24 protein-coding genes are annotated in these 22734 nt (G+C 63.1%); 11 read left to right on the top strand and 13 right to left on the bottom strand.

Annotated features, from left to right (window positions below):
• Together LZ496_RS03055 and gltX are read right to left on the bottom strand one after the other, a co-directional pair.
• Complete coding sequence (locus LZ496_RS03055; RefSeq protein WP_249903119.1) at positions 1-1287, bottom strand: citrate synthase; 1287 nt, start codon at positions 1285-1287, stop codon at positions 1-3.
• A complete protein-coding gene (gene gltX, locus LZ496_RS03050; protein ID WP_249903118.1) occupies positions 1284-2699 on the bottom strand; it encodes a glutamate--tRNA ligase in 1416 nt (471 codons plus the stop codon). The genes LZ496_RS03055 and gltX overlap by 4 nt, the downstream gene beginning before the upstream one ends.
• 48 nt (positions 2700-2747) lie before the next feature.
• Here gltX and LZ496_RS03045 point away from each other — a divergent pair, with 48 nt between their 5' ends.
• Complete coding sequence (locus LZ496_RS03045) at positions 2748-4934, top strand: ComEC/Rec2 family competence protein (protein WP_249903117.1); 2187 nt, start codon at positions 2748-2750, stop codon at positions 4932-4934.
• Here the strand turns inward: LZ496_RS03045 and LZ496_RS03040 are convergent.
• The 4 genes from LZ496_RS03040 to LZ496_RS03025 are packed head-to-tail and all read right to left on the bottom strand — an operon-like array spanning position 4888 to position 8524.
• Complete coding sequence (locus LZ496_RS03040; RefSeq protein ID WP_249903116.1) at positions 4888-5229, bottom strand: VOC family protein; 342 nt, start codon at positions 5227-5229, stop codon at positions 4888-4890. The two genes, LZ496_RS03045 and LZ496_RS03040, sit on opposite strands and share 47 nt — an antisense overlap.
• A gap of 46 nt (positions 5230-5275) precedes the next feature.
• Entirely contained in the window at positions 5276-5932 is a 657-nt protein-coding gene (gene lexA / locus LZ496_RS03035) for a transcriptional repressor LexA (RefSeq protein ID WP_249903115.1), read from the bottom strand.
• A gap of 54 nt (positions 5933-5986) precedes the next feature.
• The gene (locus tag LZ496_RS03030; protein ID WP_366516698.1) at positions 5987-6556 is read right to left on the bottom strand and encodes an anthranilate synthase component II; all 570 of its coding nucleotides are present in this window, start codon (positions 6554-6556) and stop codon (positions 5987-5989) included.
• 27 nt (positions 6557-6583) lie between these two features.
• Positions 6584-8524 carry a peptidylprolyl isomerase gene (locus LZ496_RS03025; RefSeq protein WP_249903113.1) on the bottom strand — a complete coding sequence of 647 codons (1941 nt, stop codon included), beginning with the start codon at positions 8522-8524 and terminating at the stop codon, positions 6584-6586.
• 82 nt (positions 8525-8606) lie between these two features.
• Between LZ496_RS03025 and tpiA the strand changes: the two genes are divergently transcribed.
• The 6 genes from tpiA (at position 8607) to trxB (ending at position 13617) form a co-directional block, all read left to right on the top strand.
• Positions 8607-9362, top strand: a complete 756-nt coding sequence (tpiA, locus tag LZ496_RS03020; RefSeq protein ID WP_249903112.1) for a triose-phosphate isomerase — start codon at positions 8607-8609, stop codon at positions 9360-9362.
• Positions 9363-9453: 91 nt separating this feature from the next.
• Positions 9454-9936 carry a hypothetical protein gene (locus tag LZ496_RS03015; protein ID WP_249903111.1) on the top strand — a complete coding sequence of 161 codons (483 nt, stop codon included), beginning with the start codon at positions 9454-9456 and terminating at the stop codon, positions 9934-9936.
• 88 nt (positions 9937-10024) lie between these two features.
• Positions 10025-10381 carry a preprotein translocase subunit SecG gene (secG, locus tag LZ496_RS03010; protein WP_249903110.1) on the top strand — a complete coding sequence of 119 codons (357 nt, stop codon included), beginning with the start codon at positions 10025-10027 and terminating at the stop codon, positions 10379-10381.
• A gap of 80 nt (positions 10382-10461) precedes the next feature.
• Entirely contained in the window at positions 10462-12096 is a 1635-nt protein-coding gene (locus LZ496_RS03005) for a CTP synthase (protein WP_249903109.1), read from the top strand.
• A 269-nt stretch (positions 12097-12365) separates the two neighbouring features.
• Positions 12366-12596: a hypothetical protein gene (locus tag LZ496_RS03000; RefSeq protein WP_249903108.1), complete on the top strand. Its 231-nt coding sequence runs from the start codon at positions 12366-12368 to the stop codon at positions 12594-12596.
• Positions 12597-12648: 52 nt separating this feature from the next.
• Entirely contained in the window at positions 12649-13617 is a 969-nt protein-coding gene (trxB, locus tag LZ496_RS02995; protein WP_249903107.1) for a thioredoxin-disulfide reductase, read from the top strand.
• Positions 13618-13638: 21 nt separating this feature from the next.
• Here the strand turns inward: trxB and LZ496_RS02990 are convergent, their stop codons facing one another.
• Both LZ496_RS02990 and LZ496_RS02985 read right to left on the bottom strand, forming a co-directional pair.
• A complete protein-coding gene (locus LZ496_RS02990; RefSeq protein ID WP_249903106.1) occupies positions 13639-14931 on the bottom strand; it encodes an epoxide hydrolase family protein in 1293 nt (430 codons plus the stop codon).
• 153 nt (positions 14932-15084) lie between these two features.
• A complete protein-coding gene (locus LZ496_RS02985; RefSeq protein ID WP_249903105.1) occupies positions 15085-15381 on the bottom strand; it encodes an acyl carrier protein in 297 nt (98 codons plus the stop codon).
• Between the two features lie 109 nt (positions 15382-15490).
• Between LZ496_RS02985 and LZ496_RS02980 the strand changes: the two genes are divergently transcribed.
• Positions 15491-16987 (top strand): acyl-CoA ligase (AMP-forming), exosortase A system-associated, encoded by a 1497-nt coding sequence (locus LZ496_RS02980; RefSeq protein WP_249903104.1) that lies wholly within the window; start codon positions 15491-15493, stop codon positions 16985-16987.
• A complete protein-coding gene (locus LZ496_RS02975) occupies positions 16984-18201 on the top strand; it encodes a pyridoxal-dependent decarboxylase, exosortase A system-associated (protein ID WP_249903103.1) in 1218 nt (405 codons plus the stop codon). The genes LZ496_RS02980 and LZ496_RS02975 overlap by 4 nt, the downstream gene beginning before the upstream one ends.
• 75 nt (positions 18202-18276) lie before the next feature.
• On the opposite strand, the gene truA is transcribed toward LZ496_RS02975, so the two are convergent.
• Positions 18277-19017: a tRNA pseudouridine(38-40) synthase TruA gene (gene truA, locus LZ496_RS02970; RefSeq protein WP_249903102.1), complete on the bottom strand. Its 741-nt coding sequence runs from the start codon at positions 19015-19017 to the stop codon at positions 18277-18279.
• Positions 19014-19919, bottom strand: a complete 906-nt coding sequence (fmt, locus tag LZ496_RS02965) for a methionyl-tRNA formyltransferase (RefSeq protein ID WP_249903101.1) — start codon at positions 19917-19919, stop codon at positions 19014-19016. The genes truA and fmt overlap by 4 nt, the downstream gene beginning before the upstream one ends.
• Before the next feature lie 117 nt (positions 19920-20036).
• Here fmt and recR point away from each other — a divergent pair, with 117 nt between their 5' ends.
• Positions 20037-20633 carry a recombination mediator RecR gene (gene recR, locus LZ496_RS02960; RefSeq protein ID WP_249903100.1) on the top strand — a complete coding sequence of 199 codons (597 nt, stop codon included), beginning with the start codon at positions 20037-20039 and terminating at the stop codon, positions 20631-20633.
• A 4-nt stretch (positions 20634-20637) separates the two neighbouring features.
• Here the strand turns inward: recR and LZ496_RS02955 are convergent, their stop codons facing one another.
• Positions 20638-21045 (bottom strand): nuclear transport factor 2 family protein, encoded by a 408-nt coding sequence (locus tag LZ496_RS02955; RefSeq protein WP_249903099.1) that lies wholly within the window; start codon positions 21043-21045, stop codon positions 20638-20640.
• Positions 21046-21138: 93 nt separating this feature from the next.
• Between LZ496_RS02955 and def the strand changes: the two genes are divergently transcribed.
• Entirely contained in the window at positions 21139-21687 is a 549-nt protein-coding gene (gene def, locus LZ496_RS02950) for a peptide deformylase (protein WP_249903098.1), read from the top strand.
• 79 nt (positions 21688-21766) lie between these two features.
• On the opposite strand, the gene LZ496_RS02945 is transcribed toward def, so the two are convergent.
• Together LZ496_RS02945 and LZ496_RS02940 are read right to left on the bottom strand one after the other, a co-directional pair.
• A complete protein-coding gene (locus tag LZ496_RS02945) occupies positions 21767-22156 on the bottom strand; it encodes a four-helix bundle copper-binding protein (protein ID WP_249903097.1) in 390 nt (129 codons plus the stop codon).
• Between the two features lie 117 nt (positions 22157-22273).
• Complete coding sequence (locus LZ496_RS02940; protein WP_249903096.1) at positions 22274-22714, bottom strand: hypothetical protein; 441 nt, start codon at positions 22712-22714, stop codon at positions 22274-22276.
• Positions 22715-22734: the final 20 nt, after the last annotated feature.

Here is a 22734-nt window from a genome sequence, read left to right as displayed (position 1 = left end):
CTAGCGCTTGCCCGCCGGTACGTAATCGCGCTGCGTCGCACCGACATAGAGCTGGCGCGGGCGGCCGATCTTCTGCTCGGGATCGGAAATCATCTCGTTCCACTGCGCGACCCAGCCGACGGTGCGGGCGAGGGCGAATAGCGCGGTGAACATCTCGGTCGGGAAGCCGATCGCGTTCAGGATGATGCCCGAATAGAAGTCGACGTTCGGATAGAGCTTCTTCTCGATGAAATATTCGTCGCTGAGCGCGATCTGCTCCAGCTCGCGGGCCACATCGAGCACCGGATCCGAAAGCTTCAGCTCCTTCAGAACCTCCTCGGCGGTCTGCTGCATGACCTTCGCGCGCGGATCGTAATTCTTGTAGACGCGGTGGCCGAAGCCCATCAGGCGGAACGGGTCGTTCTTGTCCTTGGCGCGGGCGACATATTCCTTGATGCGCTTCACGTCGCCGATCTCGCGCAGCATGTTCAATGCGGCTTCGTTGGCGCCGCCATGCGCCGGACCCCACAGGCAGGCGATGCCGGCGGCGATGCAGGCAAACGGATTGGCGCCAGACGATCCGGCCAGGCGGACGGTCGAGGTCGACGCATTCTGCTCATGGTCGGCGTGGAGGATGAAGATCCGGTCCATCGCCTTCTCGACGATCGGATTGACCTCATAGGGCTCCGCGGGGACGCCGAACGTCATTCGGAGGAAGTTGCCGGTATAGCTGAGGCTGTTGTCCGGATAGAGGAACGGCTGGCCGATCGAATATTTATACGCCATCGCCGCAATCGTCGGCATCTTGGCGATCAGCCGGTGGGAGGCGATCAGCCGCTGCTGCGGATCGGTGATGTCGGTGCTGTCGTGGTAGAAGGCGCTTAATGCTCCGACCACGCCGCACATGATCGCCATCGGGTGCGCGTCACGCCGGAAACCGCGGTAAAAGGTCGCCAGCTGCTCGTGGAGCATGGTGTGGCGGCTGATGATATAGTTGAATTCTTCCAGCTCGTTCTTCTTCGGCAAGTCACCGTGAAGAAGAAGGTAGGCGACCTCCATGAAGCTCGACTGTTCGGCAAGCTGGTCGATCGGGTAGCCGCGATGGAGCAAAATGCCTTCGTCGCCGTCGATATAGGTGATCGCGCTCTGGCAGCTGGCAGTCGATGTGAAGCCGGGATCGTAGGTGAACATCCCGGACTCGCCGTAGAGCTTGCGAATGTCGATGACATCCGGTCCGACCGATCCCTCGAGCAGCGGGTAGGTAAGGTCGCCGCTTCCGGTGGAAATTTTGGCGGTCCTGTTCGTCATTTATTCGGCTCCAGCATTTGATCGGCGATGCGGGCGAGGCTCTCCTCCTTGCCCAACAGGACGAGGACGTCGAAAATACCCGGCGAGGTCGTCTTGCCCGTTAGTGCCGCGCGGAGCGGCTGGGCGAGCTTGCCTAGCTTAAGTGAGTTGCTTTCTGCAACCTCCCGCACTGCAGCATCCAGCGCGTCATGCTCCCACTGCGGCGCCGCAGCAAGTGCACCATGTGCAAGTGCGAGATGGGTACGTGCTTCGTCGTTGAGCAGCACTGCGGCCTTCTCATCCAGCTTCAACGGACGCTTGTCGAACAGGAAGGATGCGCCGTCGGCCAACTCATGGACGTTGTGGGCGCGCGCCTTCAATTCCGGCATAGCGCGGATCAGCAGCGTTAGTTCCTCATAGCTCAGGCCGAGTTTCGGCGAGACCAGCGAGGCGAGGCGCGGATCGTCGGCCTCACGGATGTAGTGGCCGTTGAGATTTTCTAGCTTTTTCAGGTCGAAGCGGGACGGGCTCTTGCCGACGTGGTTGACGTCGAACCATTCGACCGCCTGCTCGCGGCTGATGATTTCGTCGTCGCCGTGACCCCAGCCAAGGCGCAGAAGATAATTGAACAGCGCCTCGGGCAGGATGCCGAGCTCGTCGCGATAAGCGTCGACACCGAGTGCGCCGTGGCGCTTCGACAGCTTGGCCCCGTCGAATCCGTGGATCAGCGGCACATGGGCGTAGGTCGGAACCGGCCATTCCATGGCGTTGATGATCGCCAGTTGGCGGAATGCATTATTGAGGTGATCGTCGCCCCGGATGACATGGGTCACGCCCATGTCGAAATCGTCCACGACGACGGCCAGCATGTAGGTCGGCGATCCGTCGGAGCGGAGCAGGATGAAGTCGTCGATCTCGGCATTGGCGACGGTCACCCGGCCCTGGACCAGATCGTCGATGACGGTCTCGCCCTGCTGCGGCGCCTTGATGCGGATGACATAGGGCTTGTCGGCCGGCCAGTCGCTACGGTCGCGCCACTCGCTGTTGATCCGGAACGGCTTGCGTTCGGCCTGCGCCCGCTCGCGCGAAGCCGCCAGCTCCTCCTGGGTCATGTAGCAGCGGTAGGCCGCACCCTTTTCCAGCAGCTGGTGGGCGACCTCGGCATGACGCTTTTCGAACTGCGACTGGAAATAGGGTTCGCCGTCGCCGCTGATGCCCAGCCAGTCGAGCCCGTCGAGGATCGCGTCGATCGCTTCCTTGGTCGACCGGACCTTGTCCGTATCTTCGATGCGAAGGAGATATTTTCCGCCGTGGTGGCGGGCGAACAGCCAGTTGAACAGCGCCGTTCGAGCGCCGCCGATGTGGAGGTAGCCCGTCGGTGAGGGAGCGAAGCGGGTTACGACGCCCGGAATCTTGTCATTTGCGCTGGTCAATTTTGTCGCTTGCGCTGCTACGCGCTTTCCTCTTGTCTGATGGGGCCGATGGACTGGACGAGCGCCCCTATCACAGTGGACGCGCCGCTGGAACCGGCGCAGCCATCCTTTTTGTTCCAGCGGTTTTCCGCCGTTTCCGGGCGCATCGAACAATTCCTTGAAAGGGAGCGCGCACAGCTGCCGCTTTGGTTTGCGGTGGCTTTCGGAATGGGCATCGCTGCGTGGCTGTGGCTGCCGGGCGAACAGGGATGGGTAGCATTCCTGGTTCTGGCAGTTGGAATCGCATCGGCGGGCCTGACGCTCGGTTCCGCGCGGAGCGGCCGGGCGCTACTCTTCGGCGGCATGGCGATGGCCGCGGGATGTGCCCTCATCTGGTGGCGGAGCGAGGCGGTCGGCACGCCGCGGCTGGATCGGCCGGCGGTGGCCAGCTTCGCGGCCATCGTCGAACGTATGGAAACGCGGGCGGCCAAGGGCGACTTGCGCCTAACCCTTGCAACCACAACCGGCGGCCTTCCGCCAACGGTTCGTGTTTCCTTTCCTGCAAAATCTCCGCCGGAAGGCTTGGGGGAGGGCGCGCATGTTCGGCTTCGTGCACGGCTGCAACCGCCCCCGCCCATGGCCTTGCCCGGAAGCCATGATTTCGCCCGCGACGCATGGTTTCAAGGCATCGGGGGAGTCGGGCGAGCAATCGGCCCGGTGGAGGTCGTGAAACCTACGGCTGGTGGCGGGCTGGATGCGATGCGCGACGGGCTTGGCCGTCATATCCGCGATCGCTTGCCGGGCAGCGCCGGTGGAATTGCAACGGCGCTCGCAACCGGCGACCAGGCGGCGGTCACCGAAGAAGACGCCGAAGCAATGCGCCGGTCGGGTCTGGCCCATCTTTTATCGGTTAGCGGCCTTCACATCGCGGCAGTCGTCGGGGCCGCGATGCTGTTGTCGCTCCGGTTGCTGGCACTATCCGAACGACTAGCGCTTCGCTTCAACCTGGTCCTCGTCGCCGCAGGCTTCGGCGCGATCGCGGGAATTGCCTATACGCTGCTCACCGGAATGCAGGTGCCGACCGTTCGCGCCTGCATTGCGGCCTTGCTGGTGCTTGGCGGAATTGCACTAGGCCGCGACGCCATCAGTCTCAGGCTGGTCGCGGTCGGAGCGCTGCTGGTCCTGTCGGTCCGGCCGGAGGCATTGGCGGGAGCCAGCTTCCAGATGAGTTTCGCGGCGGTGACGTCGATCATCGCTCTTCATCGCTGGTCGCTGGTCCGGACATGGCTTGCTCCCCGAGAGGAGATTTGGCCGATGCGCTTCTTGCGCGGCATCTTCGGCCTGCTCCTCACCGGCCTGGTGGTCGAGATCGCGCTCATTCCCTTCGCGCTCTATCATTTCCACAAGGCTGGGCTTTACGGCGTCTTTGCCATCCTCATTGCCATTCCGCTCACAACCTTCGTCATTATGCCGTTGGAGGCGGGGGCATTGCTGCTGGATGCCGTTGGGCTTGGGACGCCGCTATGGTCCGCAACCGGCATCGCGATCGGTGCGATGGTGGATTTGGCGCACAGCATCGCCAGTGCAGAAGGCGCGGTTACAATGCTGCCCACCATGTCGCGCTGGGCATTTGCGCTGATGATTGGGGGCGGCCTATGGACCTGCCTCTGGATCGGTAAGGTCCGGCTCTGGGGTTTGGTGGCCTTCGCGACGGGTGCCGCCGGGGCTGCGCTCGCGCCGGTGCCGGCTTTGCTCGTCACAGGCGACGGACAACATCTCGCGCTGGTCCGCGACGATGGTACGCCCGTCTTGCTCCGCAGCAGGAGCGGCGACTTCGTGCGCGACCTGATGAGCGAAGCGGCGGCTTTCGACGGAGAACCGGCGAACCTCGAGGAGCAGCGGTTCGCCCGATGCAGCCGCGACGCTTGCATTGCCGACATCGTCCGGGATGGCCGGGCATGGCGACTGCTCGCCATCAGGAGCCGCGACCGCATCGATTGGACCAGCCTGACGAAGGCCTGTGCGGACGCGGATATCGTGATGGCCGATCGCCGCTTGCCACGCGCCTGCCAGCCGCGCTGGCTCAAGCTCGATCGGCCGATGCTGGAGCGGACGGGCGGCTTAGCGATCTACCTGGACGACGAGCCTTATGTGTCATCCGTTACCGACCGCATCGGCCGGCATCCGTGGAGGCCGGAACCGCTTGCGATCAGGCCTCCTGCCAGACCGCCAGCTCGCTTCCCGACGGATCGATGAAGTGGAAGCGGCGACCGCCGGGGAAGGAGAAGATCGGCTTGGCGATGATCCCCCCGGACTTCATCACCGCATCGAACGCAGCTTCCAGGTCGTCGACGCGGATTACCGGCAGCGGCGCCGCCAGCGCCTCATCGGGCTGACCGTTCAAACCAAGGTCGACATCGCCGCTAGTCGTCGCGGAATAATCGGGACCATAATCGGTAAAGGTCCAACCGAACGCTTTGGCATAAAAGCCCCGGGTCAGCTCATGCGCGGTAACGCTGGGCAGTTCGACATAGTCAATCCTTGGGGGCATCGTCATTCCTAACCGTTCGTCCGAGCGAGTCTGAGGGTCGCCTACCTCAATACCGGCGGATGAGGCCGGCGAGGCGTCCCTGGATCCGAACGCGGCCCTCGTCGTAGCGTTGCGCCTCATAGGAACGATTGGCCGGGTCGAGCCGGATCATCTGGCCTTCGCGGCGGTACGTCTTGAGCGTCGCTTCCTCATCGTCGATCAAGGCGACCACAATCTCTCCGTCACGGGCCGAATCCACCTTACGGATCAGCGCGAAATCGCCGTCGAGAATGCCTTCCTCAACCATCGAATCCCCGGAAACCTCCAGCGCATAATGTTCGCCGGGACCCAGCAGCGCGGCCGGGACCGAGAAGGCCTCCGTACCCTGCAGCGCCTCGATCGGAGTACCGGCAGCGATGCGGCCGTGCAGCGGGATGTCGATAGTGTCGTTCGCAGCGGCCGGAACGATTGGGCGCGGAACCGGTGCCGCCGCCGATGCCGGCACAGCGACGTCGGGCATTCGCACCACTTCGAGCGCGCGGGCGCGGTTCGGCAAGCGGCGGATGAACTGGCGTTCCTCCAATGCGGAGATCAGCCGGTGCACACCCGACTTGGACTTGAGGTCCAACGCCTCGCGCATCTCGTCGAAGCTCGGACTGACGCCCGTCTTCGCCAGGCGTTCATGGATGAAATTCAACAACTCATGTTGCTTGGCGGTCAGCATCTGCCCCTCCATCAGGAACGAACGGAGAACGTGTAGGAAACGAAATGGATTTCGTCAAGCGGGAACGCAGCAGATTTCGAGGAATGCCGAGAGCAGCTCCTTGCCCTGTTCGGATGCCACGCTTTCCGGGTGGAACTGGATGCCATGAACCGGCGCTCCCTCATGCCGCATTGCCATCACGGTTCCGTCTTCGCTCCACGCATTGGCGATGAGCGGCAGGCGAGGGTCGGGAACCGCAAGCGAATGATAGCGAGTGGCAGCGAAGGGCGAGGGCAGTCCCGCAAACAGCCCGGTACCGTCATGCCGAACCGTGGCGACCTTGCCGTGGATGGGATTGGTCCGCTCGACCTTGGACCCGCAGGCGATGGCAATAGCTTGGTGGCCCAGGCAAACCCCTAGCAGCGGGAAACGACGCTCGATACAGGCCGCGGCCAGCTCCACGGAAATGCCTGCCTGTTCCGGAGTGCCCGGCCCTGGTGAAATCAGGATCCCATCCGATCCCGATCGAAGCGCATCCTCGACCGAGATCGCATCGTTGCGTTTGACCGCAACCTCGGCCCCCAGCGCCAGCAGATAGTCCACCAGCATGAAGGTGAAGCTGTCGACATTGTCGACGACAAGGATTCGCGGCGCGTTCAGCGGCCGCGCCCGTTACTGTCCGGCGCCGGTGATGCGCCGCTTGGCCGCCGTGATCTTTTCCTCGTTGCGCTTGACGCCCTGGTCCAGCTTCATTGCGACCAACATCTGCTGCCCCAGCTCGTTGGACGCCGACTGCTGGAACTCGGCCTGGGTCTGGGCGATCAGCATCGGACTGTTCATGGCGTTGCCGGGGACGATCTTGTTGGTCTTGATGATCATGAAGCCACGGGCCTTCGGATCGGCGACCAGCCGGCTCTTTCCCTGCGTCAAGGTGAACAACATGCGCAGCGGTACGGCCGCGTCGGCGTTGGCCTGGCCGATTTGAAGACGGCGAGCCGACATCGGCTGGACCGGCGGAAGCGGAATGCCGGCCTCGTCCATCGCCTTCGCCATATCGGTGCCGCGGGCAACCTTCGCTGCGATTTCCGATGCGACGGCACGGGCGCGATCGTTCGCCTTGCGCTGGATCCAGTCGGCGCGGACGCGATCCTTGATCTCGGCTAGTGGGGCAGGGGCGGATTCAATGATCCGGTCGATTGCGACCACTACGTAACCCGCATTTTCTGGCAAGGTGACGATTTCGGCATCCTCGTCCACGCCCATCGCGAAGCCGGTCTTGATCGCAGGGGCATATTCCGCCGGAAGCTTGAATGCCGCGTCGGTTCGCGACGTTCCGCCGGCATTGATCGGCGGCGTGGTCGTCACCGGGATCTTGGCGGCAGTCACCACTTCGTTGAAGCTGGCGCCGTCCATGATCTGGTCTTCCACGCGGGTGACGAGATCCGTCAGCGCATCCTTGTGCTTGGCGGTCGTCAGCAGACCGGCAATTTCGTCGCGGGCCTGGGCCAGGGTACGACCCGATGCGCCGCGAATGTCCTCCACCTTGATGACATGCCAGCCAAGGTCGGATTTGATCGGCCCGACGATTGCGCCCTTGGCTGCCGCGAACGCAGCGTTGGCAACGGCGTCATTGGCAACGCCGGTGAATTGCGCGCGGGTCTGCGATCCCAGGCTAACGTCTTCCGCCGCAAGGCCGGCAGGCGCGGCAGCTGCTGCGAAGGCGGCGCCGGAACGGGCCCGCGCCGCAATGCCGTCGGCCTGGCGCTTGTCCTGGACCACGGCCTGGCTGATCGTCCGGCTCTCGCTGCCGGCATAGGTCGCCTGGTTGTCACGATAATATTTCGCGATCTCAGCTTCGGTCGGGGCCGGTGTGGGAAGCGAATCGGGGCTGATCCGGGCCAGCTTCAGCACGCGCTGCTCTGGAACCATGTAGCGCTGGCGATTCTGGGTGTAGAACGACTGGAGGTCGCCATCCGATGGGTTGAGCCCCGCCTTGAATGCATCGGTCGGAACCAGTCCCATCTGGCCCTCACGCGCTTCGAGCAGCATGGAGGCGTAGGGCCGGGCAACGCCGATCGGTACGCGCGCATCGACGGCCGCCGGTACGAGCATCAGCCGCTGCATGACCGCGCTCTGAATTACACGCCGGAAATCCGCATCGCTGATCTGCTGCTGCTGCAGGAAAGCCGCATAGGCCTGCTCGCTGAACTTGCCGTCCAGCCCGCGCACCTGCGGCATGGTGGCGATCTGAGCATCGACCAGCCGCTTCGAAATCTGGAATCCATTGTCATTGCCGAAGGCCAGCAGCGTCCGCTCGCTGATCAGCTGGTCCAGCACCGGGTCGAACTGGTCGGCGATGGTCGAATAGGTCGCCTCCGGATTCTCCCGCTGCGCCTGCTGCAGGACTAGCCGCATCGCGCCGTCCATGTCGCGATCTGAAATATCCTCATCGCCGACCTGGACCAGGCCATTGCCGCCGCCGAACCCAAAGGATCCCGAACGAACATTGCTGATGTCGGCCAGTGCGAATGAAGCGGCAATCGCAATCAGGAAGAGGATCAGGAGGATGGATCCGAAGGCGGACTTGGACAGCTTGCGAAACGCGGAGAGCATGAAAATTCCATACTTTGAAAAAAATCGAATGCCGCTTTAGGGGCGGCGTTCGGTTACAGCAAGCAAGCTGAAGGGGAGAAATATGACGCGGCGCAAGCTGGTGGCGGGCAATTGGAAAATGCATGGCGTTTCGGCGGATTTGACCGAGGTGACGTCCATCGCGCTGGCCGCCGAGACGGCAGATGCAGATGTCGCGCTGTGCCTTCCCGCGACCCTGATCGAGCGTGCGGTTCGCGCGGCGCCGGGCTTCGCAATTGGTGGGCAGGATGTTCACCAGAATGAAAAGGGCGCTCATACCGGATGCATTTCCGCGGCAATGCTGCTCGACGCGGGTGCCCGCCTGACGATCGTCGGCCATAGCGAGCGTCGCGAAGCGCAGGGCGAAAGCGATGCCGATGTGAAGGCGAAGGCCGAGGCAGCGCTGGCGGCAGGGCTTTCGGTGATCCTGTGCGTGGGCGAAAGCGATGCGATCCGGGAAGCTGGGAAGGCCGTGGAAACCGTTGCCGCGCAGCTGGATGCTTCGCTTCCCGGCAGCGTTGCGGAGGCCTCGCGATTCTCCGTCGCCTATGAACCCATCTGGGCGATCGGCACTGGCAAGGTGCCGTCGACTGCCGACATCGACGAAATGCACACCGCTCTGCGAGCCCGTCTCGTCGCAGCCTTTGGTGATGCCGGTTCGGAGGTTCGAATTCTGTACGGCGGCTCGGTGAAGGCTTCGAATGCAGTTGAGATTTTCGCCGTTCCTGACGTCGACGGAGCCCTCGTCGGCGGCGCCAGCCTGAAGGCCACCGATTTCCTTCCGATCGTCGAAGCGGCGTCTGCGACGTCAAATCGATAATTCGCGACGCCAACTCGCAACCCACTGTTCACTTGCCGATCAGGCAAAGGGCGTTAAACAAACGCCTTTCTGATCAAAGGGAAAGGTTACGATGCGTCTCTTTGTTGCTTTTGCTGCGGCCTCTCTGGCCATCGCCGGCCCGGCATTCGCCCAGGACGGCGGCTTCGCTGTTGGGGCACAGGTTCTTGATTCCAGCAGCAATCTCGTCGGCACGATCACTGCCGTTAATGGTGACGTCGTCACCGTGAAGACCGACAAGGTCGAAGCTGCGCTCGGCAAGGCGAGCTTCGCCCAGCAGGACGGAAAGCTCTACATCGGCAACACCCAGGCCGAGCTGAATGCCCTCGTCGAAGGCGCTAACGCCGCCGCCGCCGCATCGCTGGTGGTCGGCGCGTCGGTCAAGGACAGCGCCGGTGCGGCCGCCGGTACGATCGATTCGATCGATGCGGAGTTCGTCACCATCAAGCTCGCATCCGGCAAGGCTGTTCGCCTGCCGCGTAACGGGATCGCGGGCGGCGCCGACGGCGCCATGGTTGGTGCAACTGTCGCCGACCTCGAGGCTTCGGCCCAGTAATTGCTTCCCAATGCCGGCGCGCGTTGAGTTTTCCGCGCGCGCTGGCTAAGGGGCCGCTCAATTCCATTCTTGTTGTAAAGGCCCATCGATGTTCACCTTCCTGCTCGTCGTCCAGACGCTGGTTGCCGTCGCGCTTGTCGCGGTGATTCTGATGCAGCGGTCGGAAGGCGGCGGACTTGGCGTCGGCGGATCGTCGGCGGGCCTGATGACGGCGCGAGGGGCAGCGGACTTCCTGACCCGTGCGACCTCGATCCTTGGCGGCCTCTTCATTTTCCTGTCGATCACGCTTGCCGCCATCGCCGGCGTGACCCGCGAGGCTCCGACGGTCGATACCTCGCTGGCCAAGGAACAGCCGTATCAGGGCACTGCGCCGGCTCCGGCACAGCAGGCTCCCGCGGCTCCGGCTGCCAACGAAGCGGCGCCGGCGGTTCCGATCGCTCAATAAGCGGCACAAGCGACTTTTTTCGCCCAGAACGATTCTGGCGCTTGCCACATTGGGCAAAGCGCCCCTAAGGCCCGACTCCCATGACGCGGTATATCTTCATCACCGGCGGCGTGGTTTCCTCGCTTGGCAAAGGACTTCTGGCAGCATCCCTCGGGGCGCTTCTCCAGGCACGCGGCTATTCGGTCCGCATCAGGAAGTTCGATCCTTATCTCAACGTCGATCCGGGCACGATGTCGCCCTATCAGCATGGCGAAGTCTATGTGACGGACGATGGGGCTGAAACCGACCTCGACCTCGGCCACTATGAACGGTTCACCGGCGTTTCCGCGCATCAGTCGGACAACATCACGTCGGGCCGAATCTACCGCGACATCATCGCCCGCGAACGGCGCGGCGATTATCTTGGCGCGACGGTGCAGGTCGTCCCGCACGTCACCAATGCCATCAAGGAATTCGCGCAGACCGACGTCGACGGGCTCGACTTCGTCATCTGCGAAATTGGCGGGACCGTCGGCGACATCGAAAGCCTGCCGTTCGTCGAGGCGATCCGGCAGCTGAAGAACGACCTTGGGCGCGGCCGGACCTGTTTCGTCCACACGACCTTGGTGCCCTACATTGCTGCGGCGGGCGAACTGAAGACCAAGCCGACCCAGCATTCGGTGCGCGAACTGACCAGCTACGGCATTCAGCCAGACGTGCTGTTGTGCCGCGCCGATCGCCCGATCCCGGAGGCGGAGCGAGCCAAGATCGCCCTGTTCTGCAACGTCCCCAAGGAAGCCGTCATCCAGGCGCTGGACGCGCGGTCCATCTATGACGTGCCGCTGCAATATCATGGCGAGGGGCTCGACGCCGAAGTGCTGAAGGTATTCGGCATCGATGACGCGGCCAGCCCCGAGCTTGCCCGCTGGAACGACATCATGGACCGGGTCGACCATCCGGAAGGCGAAGTCACCATCGGCGTCGTCGGCAAATATGTCGGCCTGCCGGATGCCTATAAATCGCTCCGCGAGGCGCTGGTTCATGGCGGCCTCGCCAACCGGGTCAAGGTCAACATCCGCTGGCTCGACGCCGAGATGTTCGAACATGCAGACGCCGACCTTGCCGCCGAGCTGGAGCCGCTTCACGGCATCCTGGTGCCGGGGGGTTTCGGAGAGCGCGGCAGCGAGGGCAAGATCGCCTCTGTCCGATTCGCCCGCGAACGCGAAGTGCCATTCTTCGGCATTTGCCTCGGCATGCAGATGGCCTGCATCGAAGGCGCGCGGAACACGGCGGGGATCGAGGCTGCTTCGACCACCGAGTTCGGCGATACTAGCGAACCGGTCGTGGGCCTCATCACGGAATGGATGAGCCCCGAAGGCCTTCAGAAGCGCAGCGCCGACACCGACATGGGCGGCACGATGCGGCTCGGCGCCTATGCGGCCAAGCTGGGTCATAACAGCAAGGTTGCGGAGCAGTACGGCACGACCGAAATCAGCGAGCGCCACCGCCACCGCTACGAGGTCAACGTCCATTATCGCGAAGCCCTGGAGAAGGGCGGGCTGATCTTCTCGGGAATGTCGCCGGACGGAGAACTCCCCGAAATCGTGGAGCGGCCGGAGCATCCCTGGTTCATCGGCGTCCAGTTCCATCCGGAGCTGAAGAGCCGACCGTTCGAGCCGCATCCGCTGTTCGCCGGGTTTATCGGCGCGGCGTTGAAGCAGAGCAGGCTCGTTTAGGCCCCAGTCGTCATCCCGGCCTTGATGATGAAAACTAGCACCGTGTGGGGCACGGTGCGTTTTCATCATGGATCCGCCTTTTTCTTGAGTCGGGCGTTTGCCGTCACGGAGTAAATCCGTGACGTCGATCCTGTCCGGCTGAGCCGGCAGGTCGTCCGGCGTTCGACGTCTCTTCGCTTAACACCTCCTCGCTCTGCTCGTCGGCGTTAAACTCGGCGTCTCCGCTCGATTCATTTGCCGTTCAGCCAGAGAGTCGTTACGTGGGCGGCATGCAGGGGAAGCTGATCTTCGCGATCTTGGTGGCGGCATTGCCGGGAGCGGCCGCGTGGGCCGGGGAACCGCAACGTCGCCAGGGCTGCCCCCGTGGCGAACAGATACAGCAGCGCCAGCAACAATCACAGCAGCAAGTGGCCCAGCGCCGCAACAATAAGCCCCAGGGCTGCACCATTGTCCGGTCGATTCCCGCAGTGGTGGACCAGACGCCGATGTTCATCCTCTAGGCACCGTTTTCCGCCCATTGCCGCGACGCAAATGGCTCCCTAATTGGGGGCCATGAGCAATGTCATTTCCAGCCGCCTGATCGTCCTGGGTTCGGGCCCAGCCGGCTATACCGCCGCCATTTACGCCGCCCGTGCAGGCCTTTCGCCGATCGTCATCCAGGGCATCCAGCCCGGCGGGCAGCTAACCACCACGACCGACGTCGAAAACTATCCCGGATTTCGCGACGTCATCCAGGGTCCCTGGCTGATGGAGGAAATGCAGGCGCAGGCGGAGCATGTCGGCACCAAGATGGTCTGGGACCATATCGCCGAAGTCGATTTCTCCCGCCGGCCGTTCGTCCTGAAGGGCGATAGCGGCGCCGAATATCATGCCGATGCGCTGGTCATCGCCACCGGCGCTCAGGCCAAGTGGCTCAACCTTCCGTCCGAAGAGCATATGAAGGGCAGGGGCGCGTCCGCCTGCGCGACCTGCGACGGCTTCTTCTATCGCGGCAAGAAGGTCGCGGTGATCGGCGGCGGCAATACCGCGGTCGAGGAAGCGCTTTACCTCACCAACCACAGCCATGACGTGACCCTGATCCACCGCCGCGATTCGCTTCGCGCCGAAAAGATCCTGCAGGACCGGCTGTTCGCCCATCCCAACATCAAGATCATGTGGGACAGCGAAGTTGCCGAGTTCGTCGGCGGCGGAATGCCCGAAGCTTTGGTCGGCCTCGACGTCCGCAACGTGAAGACCGGTGCCATTACCCGGCTCGATGTCGACGGCGCCTTCGTCGCGATCGGCCACAAGCCGGCGACCGAACTGTTCTCCGGCAAGCTCAAGCTAGACAGCGACGGCTATCTCGAAGTCGAAAGCGGCTCGACCCGCACCTCGATCCCCGGCGTCTTCGCCTGCGGCGACGTGATGGACAAAATCTACCGCCAGGCAGTCACCGCCGCCGGCACCGGCTGCATGGCTGCGCTTGATGCGGAGAAATTCCTAGCGGCCGAGGAGTTCGAGGCGCTGCAGGCGGCCGAGTAACCAGCCGCCTGCGACTTAGGGTCAACGCAGCGAGCGGAAGCCCTCGCGCATGTCGCCGATCAACGCTTCCGGCTGTTCCCACGCAGCGAAGTGAGCGCCTTCCGGGTGCTTCTGATAGTAGATCAGGTTGGGATACGCCTTCTCGGCCCATTTCTGTGTGGCCGGGAAAATCTCTTCCGGGAAGGCGCTGACGACGACCGGGACCTTTACGCCTTTCGGGGAGAAGAAGGGCAGCTTGTTCTCCCAATAAAGGCGCGCCGACGATACGCCGGTATTTGTCAGCCAGTAGAGGGTGATGTTGTCGAGGATCTCGTCCCTCGTGAACCCTTGCGGCGTGCCGTCGAAAAGCTTGGCAATCTGCCGATAGGTCCAGATGTCGTGGTCGATGATCCACGATGCGAGCGCAACCGGCGAATCCGCGAGACCGTATAGCGTCTGCGCACGGTTCCCCATCTCCAGCGCATAGCCAAGGCCATGCTTGTAGAAGAAGGCGACATGGTCGAACGAGTAGCGCTCTTCATCGCTCAGGCCTTCGGGCGGAGGGCCGCCGGCAAAGGCGGCCGCGTCGACTTCCGGCGGGATGGCGCAGGCCATGTTGGTGTGGATGCCAAGCAATCCCTCGGGTGCCTGCACACCCATCTGGTCGATGATGATCGCGCCCCAGTCGCCGCCCTGGGCGACGTAGCGATCATAGCCGAGCCGCTTCATCAACACGTCCCAGGTGCTGGCAATGCGCTCGGACCCCCAGCCGGTGGTTTCGGGTTTTCCGGAGAATCCATAGCCGGGCATAGACGGGATCACGACGTCGAACGCGTCTTCCGCGGAACCGCCAAATGCGGTCGGGTCGGTTAGCGGACCGACCAGCTTCAGCTGTTCGATGATCGATCCCGGCCAGCCATGCGTAATGATCACCGGCAGGGCATTTTCATGCCTGGATTTCACATGGATGAAGTGGATGTCGAGGCCATCGATCGTCGTGAGGAACTGGGGGAGGGCATTGAGCTGTGCCTCCACCTTGCGCCAGTCGTAGCCGGTGGCCCAGTAGCTGGCGAGCTTCTGGATGGTCTTGAGCTGGACGCCCTGCGTGTCGTCGGAAACGGTTTCCTTTTCAGGCCATCGGGTCGCGGAAATTCGTTGTTTGAGGTCGGCAAGATCCTCGTCCGAAGCTCGGAATTCGAACGGCCGGATCGTGCGATCTTCGACGGTCGGATCCACGGTGGCGGAAGTACCGATAATCGGGCGATCCGAGGCAGTCGTGGTGGGTTGGGGTGCAAGAGTGTCCGCACCGCCGGTGGGCGGCGTCGTTTCGGCCATTATCATTCTCCTGGTCAGGGAGTTGCGGGAGACGCAGACGGCACGCAGATTTCAGGCCGTGGAGAATGATGGTGCGCAACCGAGACAGGCGGCCCAAGGCAGCCCTGCGCCCGCCGCGCTGAGTCGGTCAACCGGTGAGTGCGGCGAACTGACTTAGGTTAGCGACAATCTCTCGGCGAGCGACACCAGCCGGCCGAAGCTCATCAAATCCTCGGCCTCGACATCCTCATCCTCGATCAGGATTCCGAGCCGCTCTTCCATTTCGGTCAGCAAGGTCGCGACGGCCATTGAGTCGAACTCCGGCAGTGCACCGAACAGCTCGGTTTCATCGTCGAACTTGGCGACGCGCGATGGCTTCAGGTTGAGCACGTCGACCAGCAGGGCGCGAACCGTCTGCTCGACCTCTTCGCGATCGTCCAAAGCCACGATTGTGTCCCCCATGGTCGCCATGGCGCGCCCCCTAAGGAAAGTGCGGGGTCAATGCAATTCGTCATTGCGAGGAGCGCCGCGACGAAGCAATCCAGTTCGACAACTTCTGGATTGCTTCGCTACGCTCGCAATGACGGCACTCAGGCTCACATCATTTCCGCTCGACCACCTGGCCTTGCGCGGCGCTGCTGGGGCCGAAGCGCTGGTCGTTGGTGAATCGCGGCTGACCTATCGCGAATTGGACGAGGCCGTCGGAAGAACGGCGGCCCGGCTGCTCGCGATGGGGCTGAACCCGGGCGATCGCGTAGCGACCTGGATGGGTAAGACGCTCCTGGCCTGCATCATGCCGCTGGCGGCGGCACGTGCCGGACTCGTCCATGTGCCGATCAACCCTGTGCTGAAGCATGCTCAGGCCGCCCACATCCTCGCCGACAGCGGGGCAAGGTTGCTCCTCGCCAACGGCGCGCGGCTTGAGAGCCTGGAGCAGGGCGACCTGGCCGATGCCAAGGCCGTCGCCCTAGAGGAGTGGGATGATGGACGTGAGGCCTTGCCTGCCTCGAACCGCAATCCAACCGACCTTGCGGCCTTGCTTTACACTTCTGGATCCACCGGCCGTCCCAAGGGCGTCATGCTCAGCCATGCCAACCTTTGGCTGGGGGCGATCAGCGTCGCCCATTATCTCCACCTGAAGCCTTCTGACCGCACCCTTTGCGTCCTCCCTCTCGCCTTCGATTATGGGCAGAACCAGCTGCTCTCGGCTTGGGCAGCAGGTGGCTGCGCGATCGGCTTCGACTATCTCCTGCCGCGCGACCTGGTCCGAGCTATCGGACGTCATGACGTCACGGTCCTGGCCGGCGTTCCGCCGCTCTGGCTGCAGATCGCAGAGCAGAAATGGGACGAAGCAGGCGGGACACTCCAAACCCTGACCAACAGCGGCGGCCATCTTCCAGAGCCGCTCGTCCGCCGCTTGCGTGACCTGTTCCCGCAGGCGAAGCTGCACCTGATGTACGGCCTCACCGAAGCCTTTCGCTCGTCGAGCCTCGATCCGGCGCTGGTCGACGCACACCCGGACAGCATCGGCACCGCCATTCCCTTCGCGGAGCTGATGGTCGTTCGGCCCGACGGCAGCGAGGCTGCACCGGGCGAGGATGGCGAATTGGTCCATGCCGGGCCGCTGGTAGCGCTGGGATATTGGAACGATCCCGAGCGCACCGCCGAACGGTTCAAGGCGGCACCCGAATTCAGCCAGTTCGGCGGAACGGCGGTCTGGTCCGGCGACACGGTCGCCAAAGGTGAGGATGGCCTGCTTCGCTTCAGGGGCCGCGACGACGCGATGATCAAGGTCAGCGGCAACCGCATCAGCCCGACGGAGATCGAGGAGGCGGCGCTAGCCAGCGGCGCGGTAAGTGACACTGCGGCGTTCGGCGTTTCCGATGAAAGGCTTGGACAGGCGATCGTGCTGGTCGCCGTCGCCAATGTCGACGATGCGGAGGCGCAGCTTTCCGCATGGCTCCGGCGGGAGCTGCCGCAGCATATGCAGCCGCAGCGGATCGTCTGGAAGGATCGGCTACCGGTCGGCCCAAACGGAAAGCTGGATCGGACGGCATTGAAGGCGGAAATCCAATGAAGGCTTTGGGGCCGATCCCTGCCGGTTATGAAGCTGATGGCGACGGCCGCCTGACCATCGGCGGCTGGGATGCCGAGATGCTCGTCAACGAGGCGGGCGGTACGCCGCTGTTCGTCTACGACTCGCGCCGGATCGCCGACCAGGTCTCCCGGTTCAGGGCGGCCTTTCCGGGTGTCGCTCTGCATTATGCCGTCAAAGCAAACCCTTACGCGCCGCTTCTCGAAGCGATGGCAGTTCTGGTTGACGGCTTCGACACCGCTTCGGCGGGTGAACTGGGCAAGGTCGCGCACCTCGCATTGCCGATCAGCTTCGCCGGTCCCGGGAAGCGCGACCAGGAGCTGGAGACCGCGATCAGGGCCGGGATCACGGTCAACCTTGAAAGCGAAGGCGAGGCGGATCGGGCTTTGGCAATCGCCCAGCGAGAGGGACTGACGCCAAAGCTCGCCGTGCGGGTCAATCCGCCATTCGGCCTAAAAGGTTCGGGGCAGAAGATGGGCGGACTGCCTAGCCAGTTCGGTGTGGATCACGACCGCGCACCTGCGCTTGTTCGGCGACTGATCGAAGCGGGCGCAGATTGGCGCGGACTGCATATCTTCGCAGGCAGCCAGGCCCTTCATGCCGACGCCCTAATTGAGCTGCAGCACGATACGGTGGCATTGGCAGCTTCGATCGCGGAGGAAGCGGGACACCCACCGCCCGAGGTCAATCTGGGCGGTGGTTTCGGCATTCCCTATTTCGCCAAGGATCAACCGCTCAATGTCGAAGCGGTGGGAGATGCGCTCGCCAAGACTTTGGCGGGACGTCCGAAAATCCTCGCGGACACCCAATTCGCGATCGAGCTCGGCCGCTGGCTGGTCGGCGAGGCCGGCGTCTACCTGACCCGAATTATCGCCCGGAAGGAGAGCAGGGGACGCACTTTCCACGTCACCGACGGAGGTCTCCAGCACCAACTCGCCGCATCCGGCAATTTCGGGCAGCTGCTGCGGCGCAATTACCCCGTCGCTATTGCGGGCCGCTTCGGGAGCGCTGCGGATGAGGAGGTGACCATCACCGGATGCCTCTGCACCCCGCTCGACTTGCTTGCGGACGAAGCGATGCTGCCACGGGCGGAGGTGGGTGACCTAGTCGCAATCTTCTGCGCCGGCGCCTATGGGCTGAGCGCCAGCCCGACTGCCTTTCTCAGCCAGCCTATGGCGAGGGAGATGCTGATTTAACTCACACGTCGCCCCAGCGAAGGCTGGGGCCCATATCGACGATAATTTGGATCCCAGCCTTCGCTGGGATGACGGCTAAGGATAAATCGCCTCCACAAAATACAGCCCTTCCGGCGGTGCATTCAGGCCCAACGCCTGCCGGTCCCTGGCCTCCAACGCCGCCTTCACATCTTCCGGCGCCCAGCGCCCGCGCCCAACCAGAGCCAGGCATCCCACCATCGACCTCACCTGATGGTGAAGAAAGCTGCGCGCCGCCGCGCGAATGTGTAGTTCCTCGCCGACCCGTTCGACCGATAGGCTGTCCAGCGTCTTCACCGGGCTCTGCGACTGACAATGCACCGACCGGAACGTGGTGAAGTCGTGAAGCCCGACGAGATGTGTGGCAGCCTCCGCCATCGCATCGACGTCGAGGTCAATCGGCACATGCCATACCTTGCCATGCAACAGCGCCGGCGGCGCACGGCGATTGAGGATGCGGTAGAGGTAGCGGCGGCCGACACAGCTGAAGCGGGCATGCCAATCATCCGCGACCTTGCTCACCTCGGTGACGCTGATCGGGTTCGGCCGCACCAGCGCATTGATGCCCTCCCGCAGCCGATGCTCGGTTAGCGTCTTCGCAACATCGACATGGGCGGTCATGGCCAGCGCATGGACCCCGGCATCGGTGCGTCCCGCGGCGTGCAGCGTGGCCAATTCTCCGGTCATCCGGAACAGCGCCTGCTCGAGCGCCTCCTGCACCGAGGGACCATGATCCTGTCGCTGCCAGCCCATGAACGAGCCGCCATCGAACTCAACGGTCAGGCGCCATCGGGTCATCGAAGGATCGCGCCTTTCGGCACCGGGAAGCCGCGCAGCAGCTCGTCCGTGCTCATAGCGCCCTTACCGGCACGTTGGACGAGTGTGGGCCGCAGCGCGCCATTGCCGCAGGCGATTGTCAGCTGGTCATCCATCACTTCGCCCGGGTGCCCGCCATCGCAGCCTCCGCTCGCAGCCAGCAGCTTGATCCGCTCGCCTTCCACCTCGAACCAGGCGCCGGGGAAAGGCGCCAGGCCCTGCACATGACGGACAAGCTCGGCAGCAGGCCGGGACCAATCGATCCGCGCCTCATCCTTGCTGATCTTGGCGGCATAGGTGACGCCGTCATCGGGCTGCGGGATGGGCTCGTACCGTGGCAGGTCCTCCAGCACCTCGACCATCATCGACGCGCCAAGTTTCGCCAATTCTTCAGTTAGTTGTGCCGCGTTCCTGTCTTCGATCTCTAGGGCGCGCTTGAGCAACATCGGACCGGTATCGAGGCCAGCTTCCATCTGCATGATTGTGATCCCGGTCGCTTCGTCACCTGCCATGATCGCCCGCTGCACCGGAGCCGCGCCACGCCAGCGCGGGAGCAGCGATCCATGAACGTTGAGGCATCCAAGCATCGGCGCATCGAGGATCGCCTGAGGCAGGATCAGGCCATAAGCCGCTACCACCGCGACATCGGCGTCCAATTCGGCGAATGCGGCTTGCTCGGCCTCTCCCCGCAGCGATTTCGGGCTGCGCACCTCGATGCCCAGCTCATGGGCGCGGATCTCGACGGCCGTCGGACGCTCGCCCTTGCCCCGGCCGGCTGGCCGTGGCGGCTGGGTATAGGCCGCAACCACTTCGTGGCTCGCCTCGACCAGCGCGTCGAGCGTTGGAACGGCAAAATCCGGACTGCCCATGAAAATGATCCGCATGGGGGCGCTATGGAGGAGCAATCACCAAATTGCGAGATTCTGGATTGCTTCGTCGTTTCACTCCTCGCAATGACGAATTCTCAATCGTCATTGCGAGCGAAGCGAAGCAATCCAGTAATGGCCAGTCATCAGATCGAAGCACTGACGCAGGCGCTCGCTCGCCTACCCGGTCTCGGGCCGCGCTCGGCCCGCCGTGCAGTGCTGCATTTGATGAAGAAGCGCGAAGCGGCGCTGGAGCCGCTGCTGGCCGCATTACAGGCCGTCGCCGACAAGCTCTCGACCTGCTCGACTTGCGGCAATGTCGATACCAGCGATCCCTGTACCATCTGCCGAGATCCCAAGCGGGACGATCGATTGCTATGCATTGTCGAGGAGGTGGCCGACCTTTGGGCGCTGGACCGTTCGCGGCTTTTCCCGGGCCGCTATCATGTGCTCGGTGGACGACTATCGGCGCTGGAAGGGGTGCGGCCCGAGGATCTCAGCATCGACCAGCTCGTCGCCCGCATCGCGGCGGGAGGAATCGACGAGGTGGTCCTGGCAATGAACGCGACACTCGAAGGCCAGACCACCGCCCATTACCTGGCAGAGCGGCTGGAGAAATTTCCCATCCGCCTCACGCAGTTGGCGCACGGACTTCCGGTCGGTGGTGAGCTCGATTACCTCGACGAAGGAACGCTGGCCCAGGCTCTGCGAGCTCGCCGACCGCTGGCCTGATCCGTTACGCGGGCTCGCGCTGACGAGCGTTGGCGTCTTCAATTATGGTTTCGGTATGGAGGGCGCATTTCCAGTCGCCGCCTTCCTTCACCCAGACCGATGAATCGGCGCAGCGCATATCCATCTTCTGACCCTTCATGTCGCCGGTCTGGTGGACTTCATAGGCGATGATCGCGCTGTCCGGGGTGGGCTGCACCACCTCGACATTCTTCATCTCGAAATTGTCGAGCGTCCAATTGCCGTCGCGGGTCATTCGGGCATATTTTTCGGGATTGATGGTTTCGGTGCCCATCGGTCCGGTCACCAGGCCCTCCTTCGCGATCATTGCGGCGGCCGTATCGACGTCCTTGTCCTTCATTGATTGCCAGAACTGGGTCTCGAGGTCGAAAATCTGCTGCTTGATGCCGGTCATCTCATCCTCCTTGGGGGTTCGCTTAGAAAACGAGTATGATTTGAAGCTGTTGCAGCGTTGACCGGAGAAGCTGCACTACTTACCTGAGCCCCCATGGCACTTTTACCGATCTACGAGACGCCCGACCCGATCCTTCGCGAAATTTCGACCCCGGTCGAAAAGGTGGACGATGAGGTGCGCGCACTGATCAAGGACATGTTCGAGACGATGTATGCGGCGCCCGGGATCGGCCTTGCGGCGGTGCAGGTCGGCATCCCCAAGCGCCTGTTGGTGATGGACCTCCAGGAACCGGAAGATCCCGACGATCCGGAAAGCAAGCCCGTCAGGGAACCGCGGGTGTTCATCAACCCCGAAATTCTCGCGCACAGCGATCATGAGGTGCCCTACACCGAGGGCTGCCTGTCAGTGCCCGACCAATATGCCGAGGTGATGCGGCCCGACAAAATTCGCGCCCGCTGGCTCGACGAGCATGGCAAGAGTCACGAGCAGGACCTCGAAGGACTGCTGGCGGTTTGCCTCCAGCATGAGATGGATCATCTGGAGGGCGTTCTCTTCATCGATCATCTGTCGAAGCTGAAGCGCGACATGGTGCTGAAGAAGCTCGCCAAGGCTCGGAAAGAGCGCGGTTTGAGGGCGGCGTAATTTTCGTCATTGCGAGCGAAGCGAAGCAATCCAGATGGATTGCCGCGTCGCTATGCTCCTCGCAATGACGACGTTGCTCCTAGGCCAGGCTGGCCGCCGCATTCCCGCAGTCCGCGGCGCATTCGCGGCAGATCTGCGCGCACAGCCGGCAATGCTCATGATCGTGCCGTTCGCATTCGGCGGCGCATTGCTCGCACATGCGGGCGCATAGCTCGAGCAGCTCGCGCAGAATTGGCTGGTCGTCGCCCGTCCGCCTCAATCCCAACCTCGCCGTGGCCTCGCAAATGTCCGAACAATCGAGGCACAGGCGAATGCACTGCGTCATGTCCATCTTCTCGGCCATGCAGGCGTCCGCGCAACTGAGGCACATCTTCGCGCAGTACATCAGGTGATGCACCGCATCGCCCAGCGCCTGGTTCACATGATCCTTTGACGATGGGTGCAGCGCGATCTGCTTGCGGATGGACATTGGCTTCCTCTCCTTTTGTGAATGCGAGCGAAGCACCTGAGCCATTGTTCCGCAAGTAGGCATGAATCAGAAGCGCCGGGGGTTAGCCCGGCGCTTCCTCTACACAGCATGTTCTAGTTATCGGCGATTGATGTCCACGTCGCGGACATAACCGCGGTAATCAACGTCACAGCTGAACGTTAGGTCCGGCTGATAATTGGCGCCGAGCGTACCGTAATAGCCCATACCATATTGGTTGTAGGCCATGCGGCCGGTCGAGGCGACGCCGCGCACCTTCACGGTGTTCCGGCGCTGGGTGACCTGGGTAACGCCCAAGACCCGGCCCGAAGTGCTGGTGCCAAGGATGGCGCCCAGAAGGCCGTTGGAGTTGGTCCGATAGGAAAGCCGGTTCTGGACCGCCGCCTGACAGCGCTGCGCGGCAATCTGGGTCACATTATTGTTGTAACCATTATACCCATACTGGCCGTAGCCCGGATAATATTGCGCGGCTGCAGGAGCAGTCGCCGCAAGGGCTGCAAAACCTGCACCCAGCGTCATCGTTTTGATCATATTGTTCATGGCTCTAATCTCCTTTTACG

This window comes from Sphingomonas caseinilytica, from assembly GCF_023516455.1.
GTDB classification, from domain to species: domain Bacteria; phylum Pseudomonadota; class Alphaproteobacteria; order Sphingomonadales; family Sphingomonadaceae; genus Sphingomicrobium; species Sphingomicrobium caseinilyticum.
Note: the sequence above shows the minus strand (reverse complement) of the source record. Positions and strands in the feature narration are given on the sequence as shown.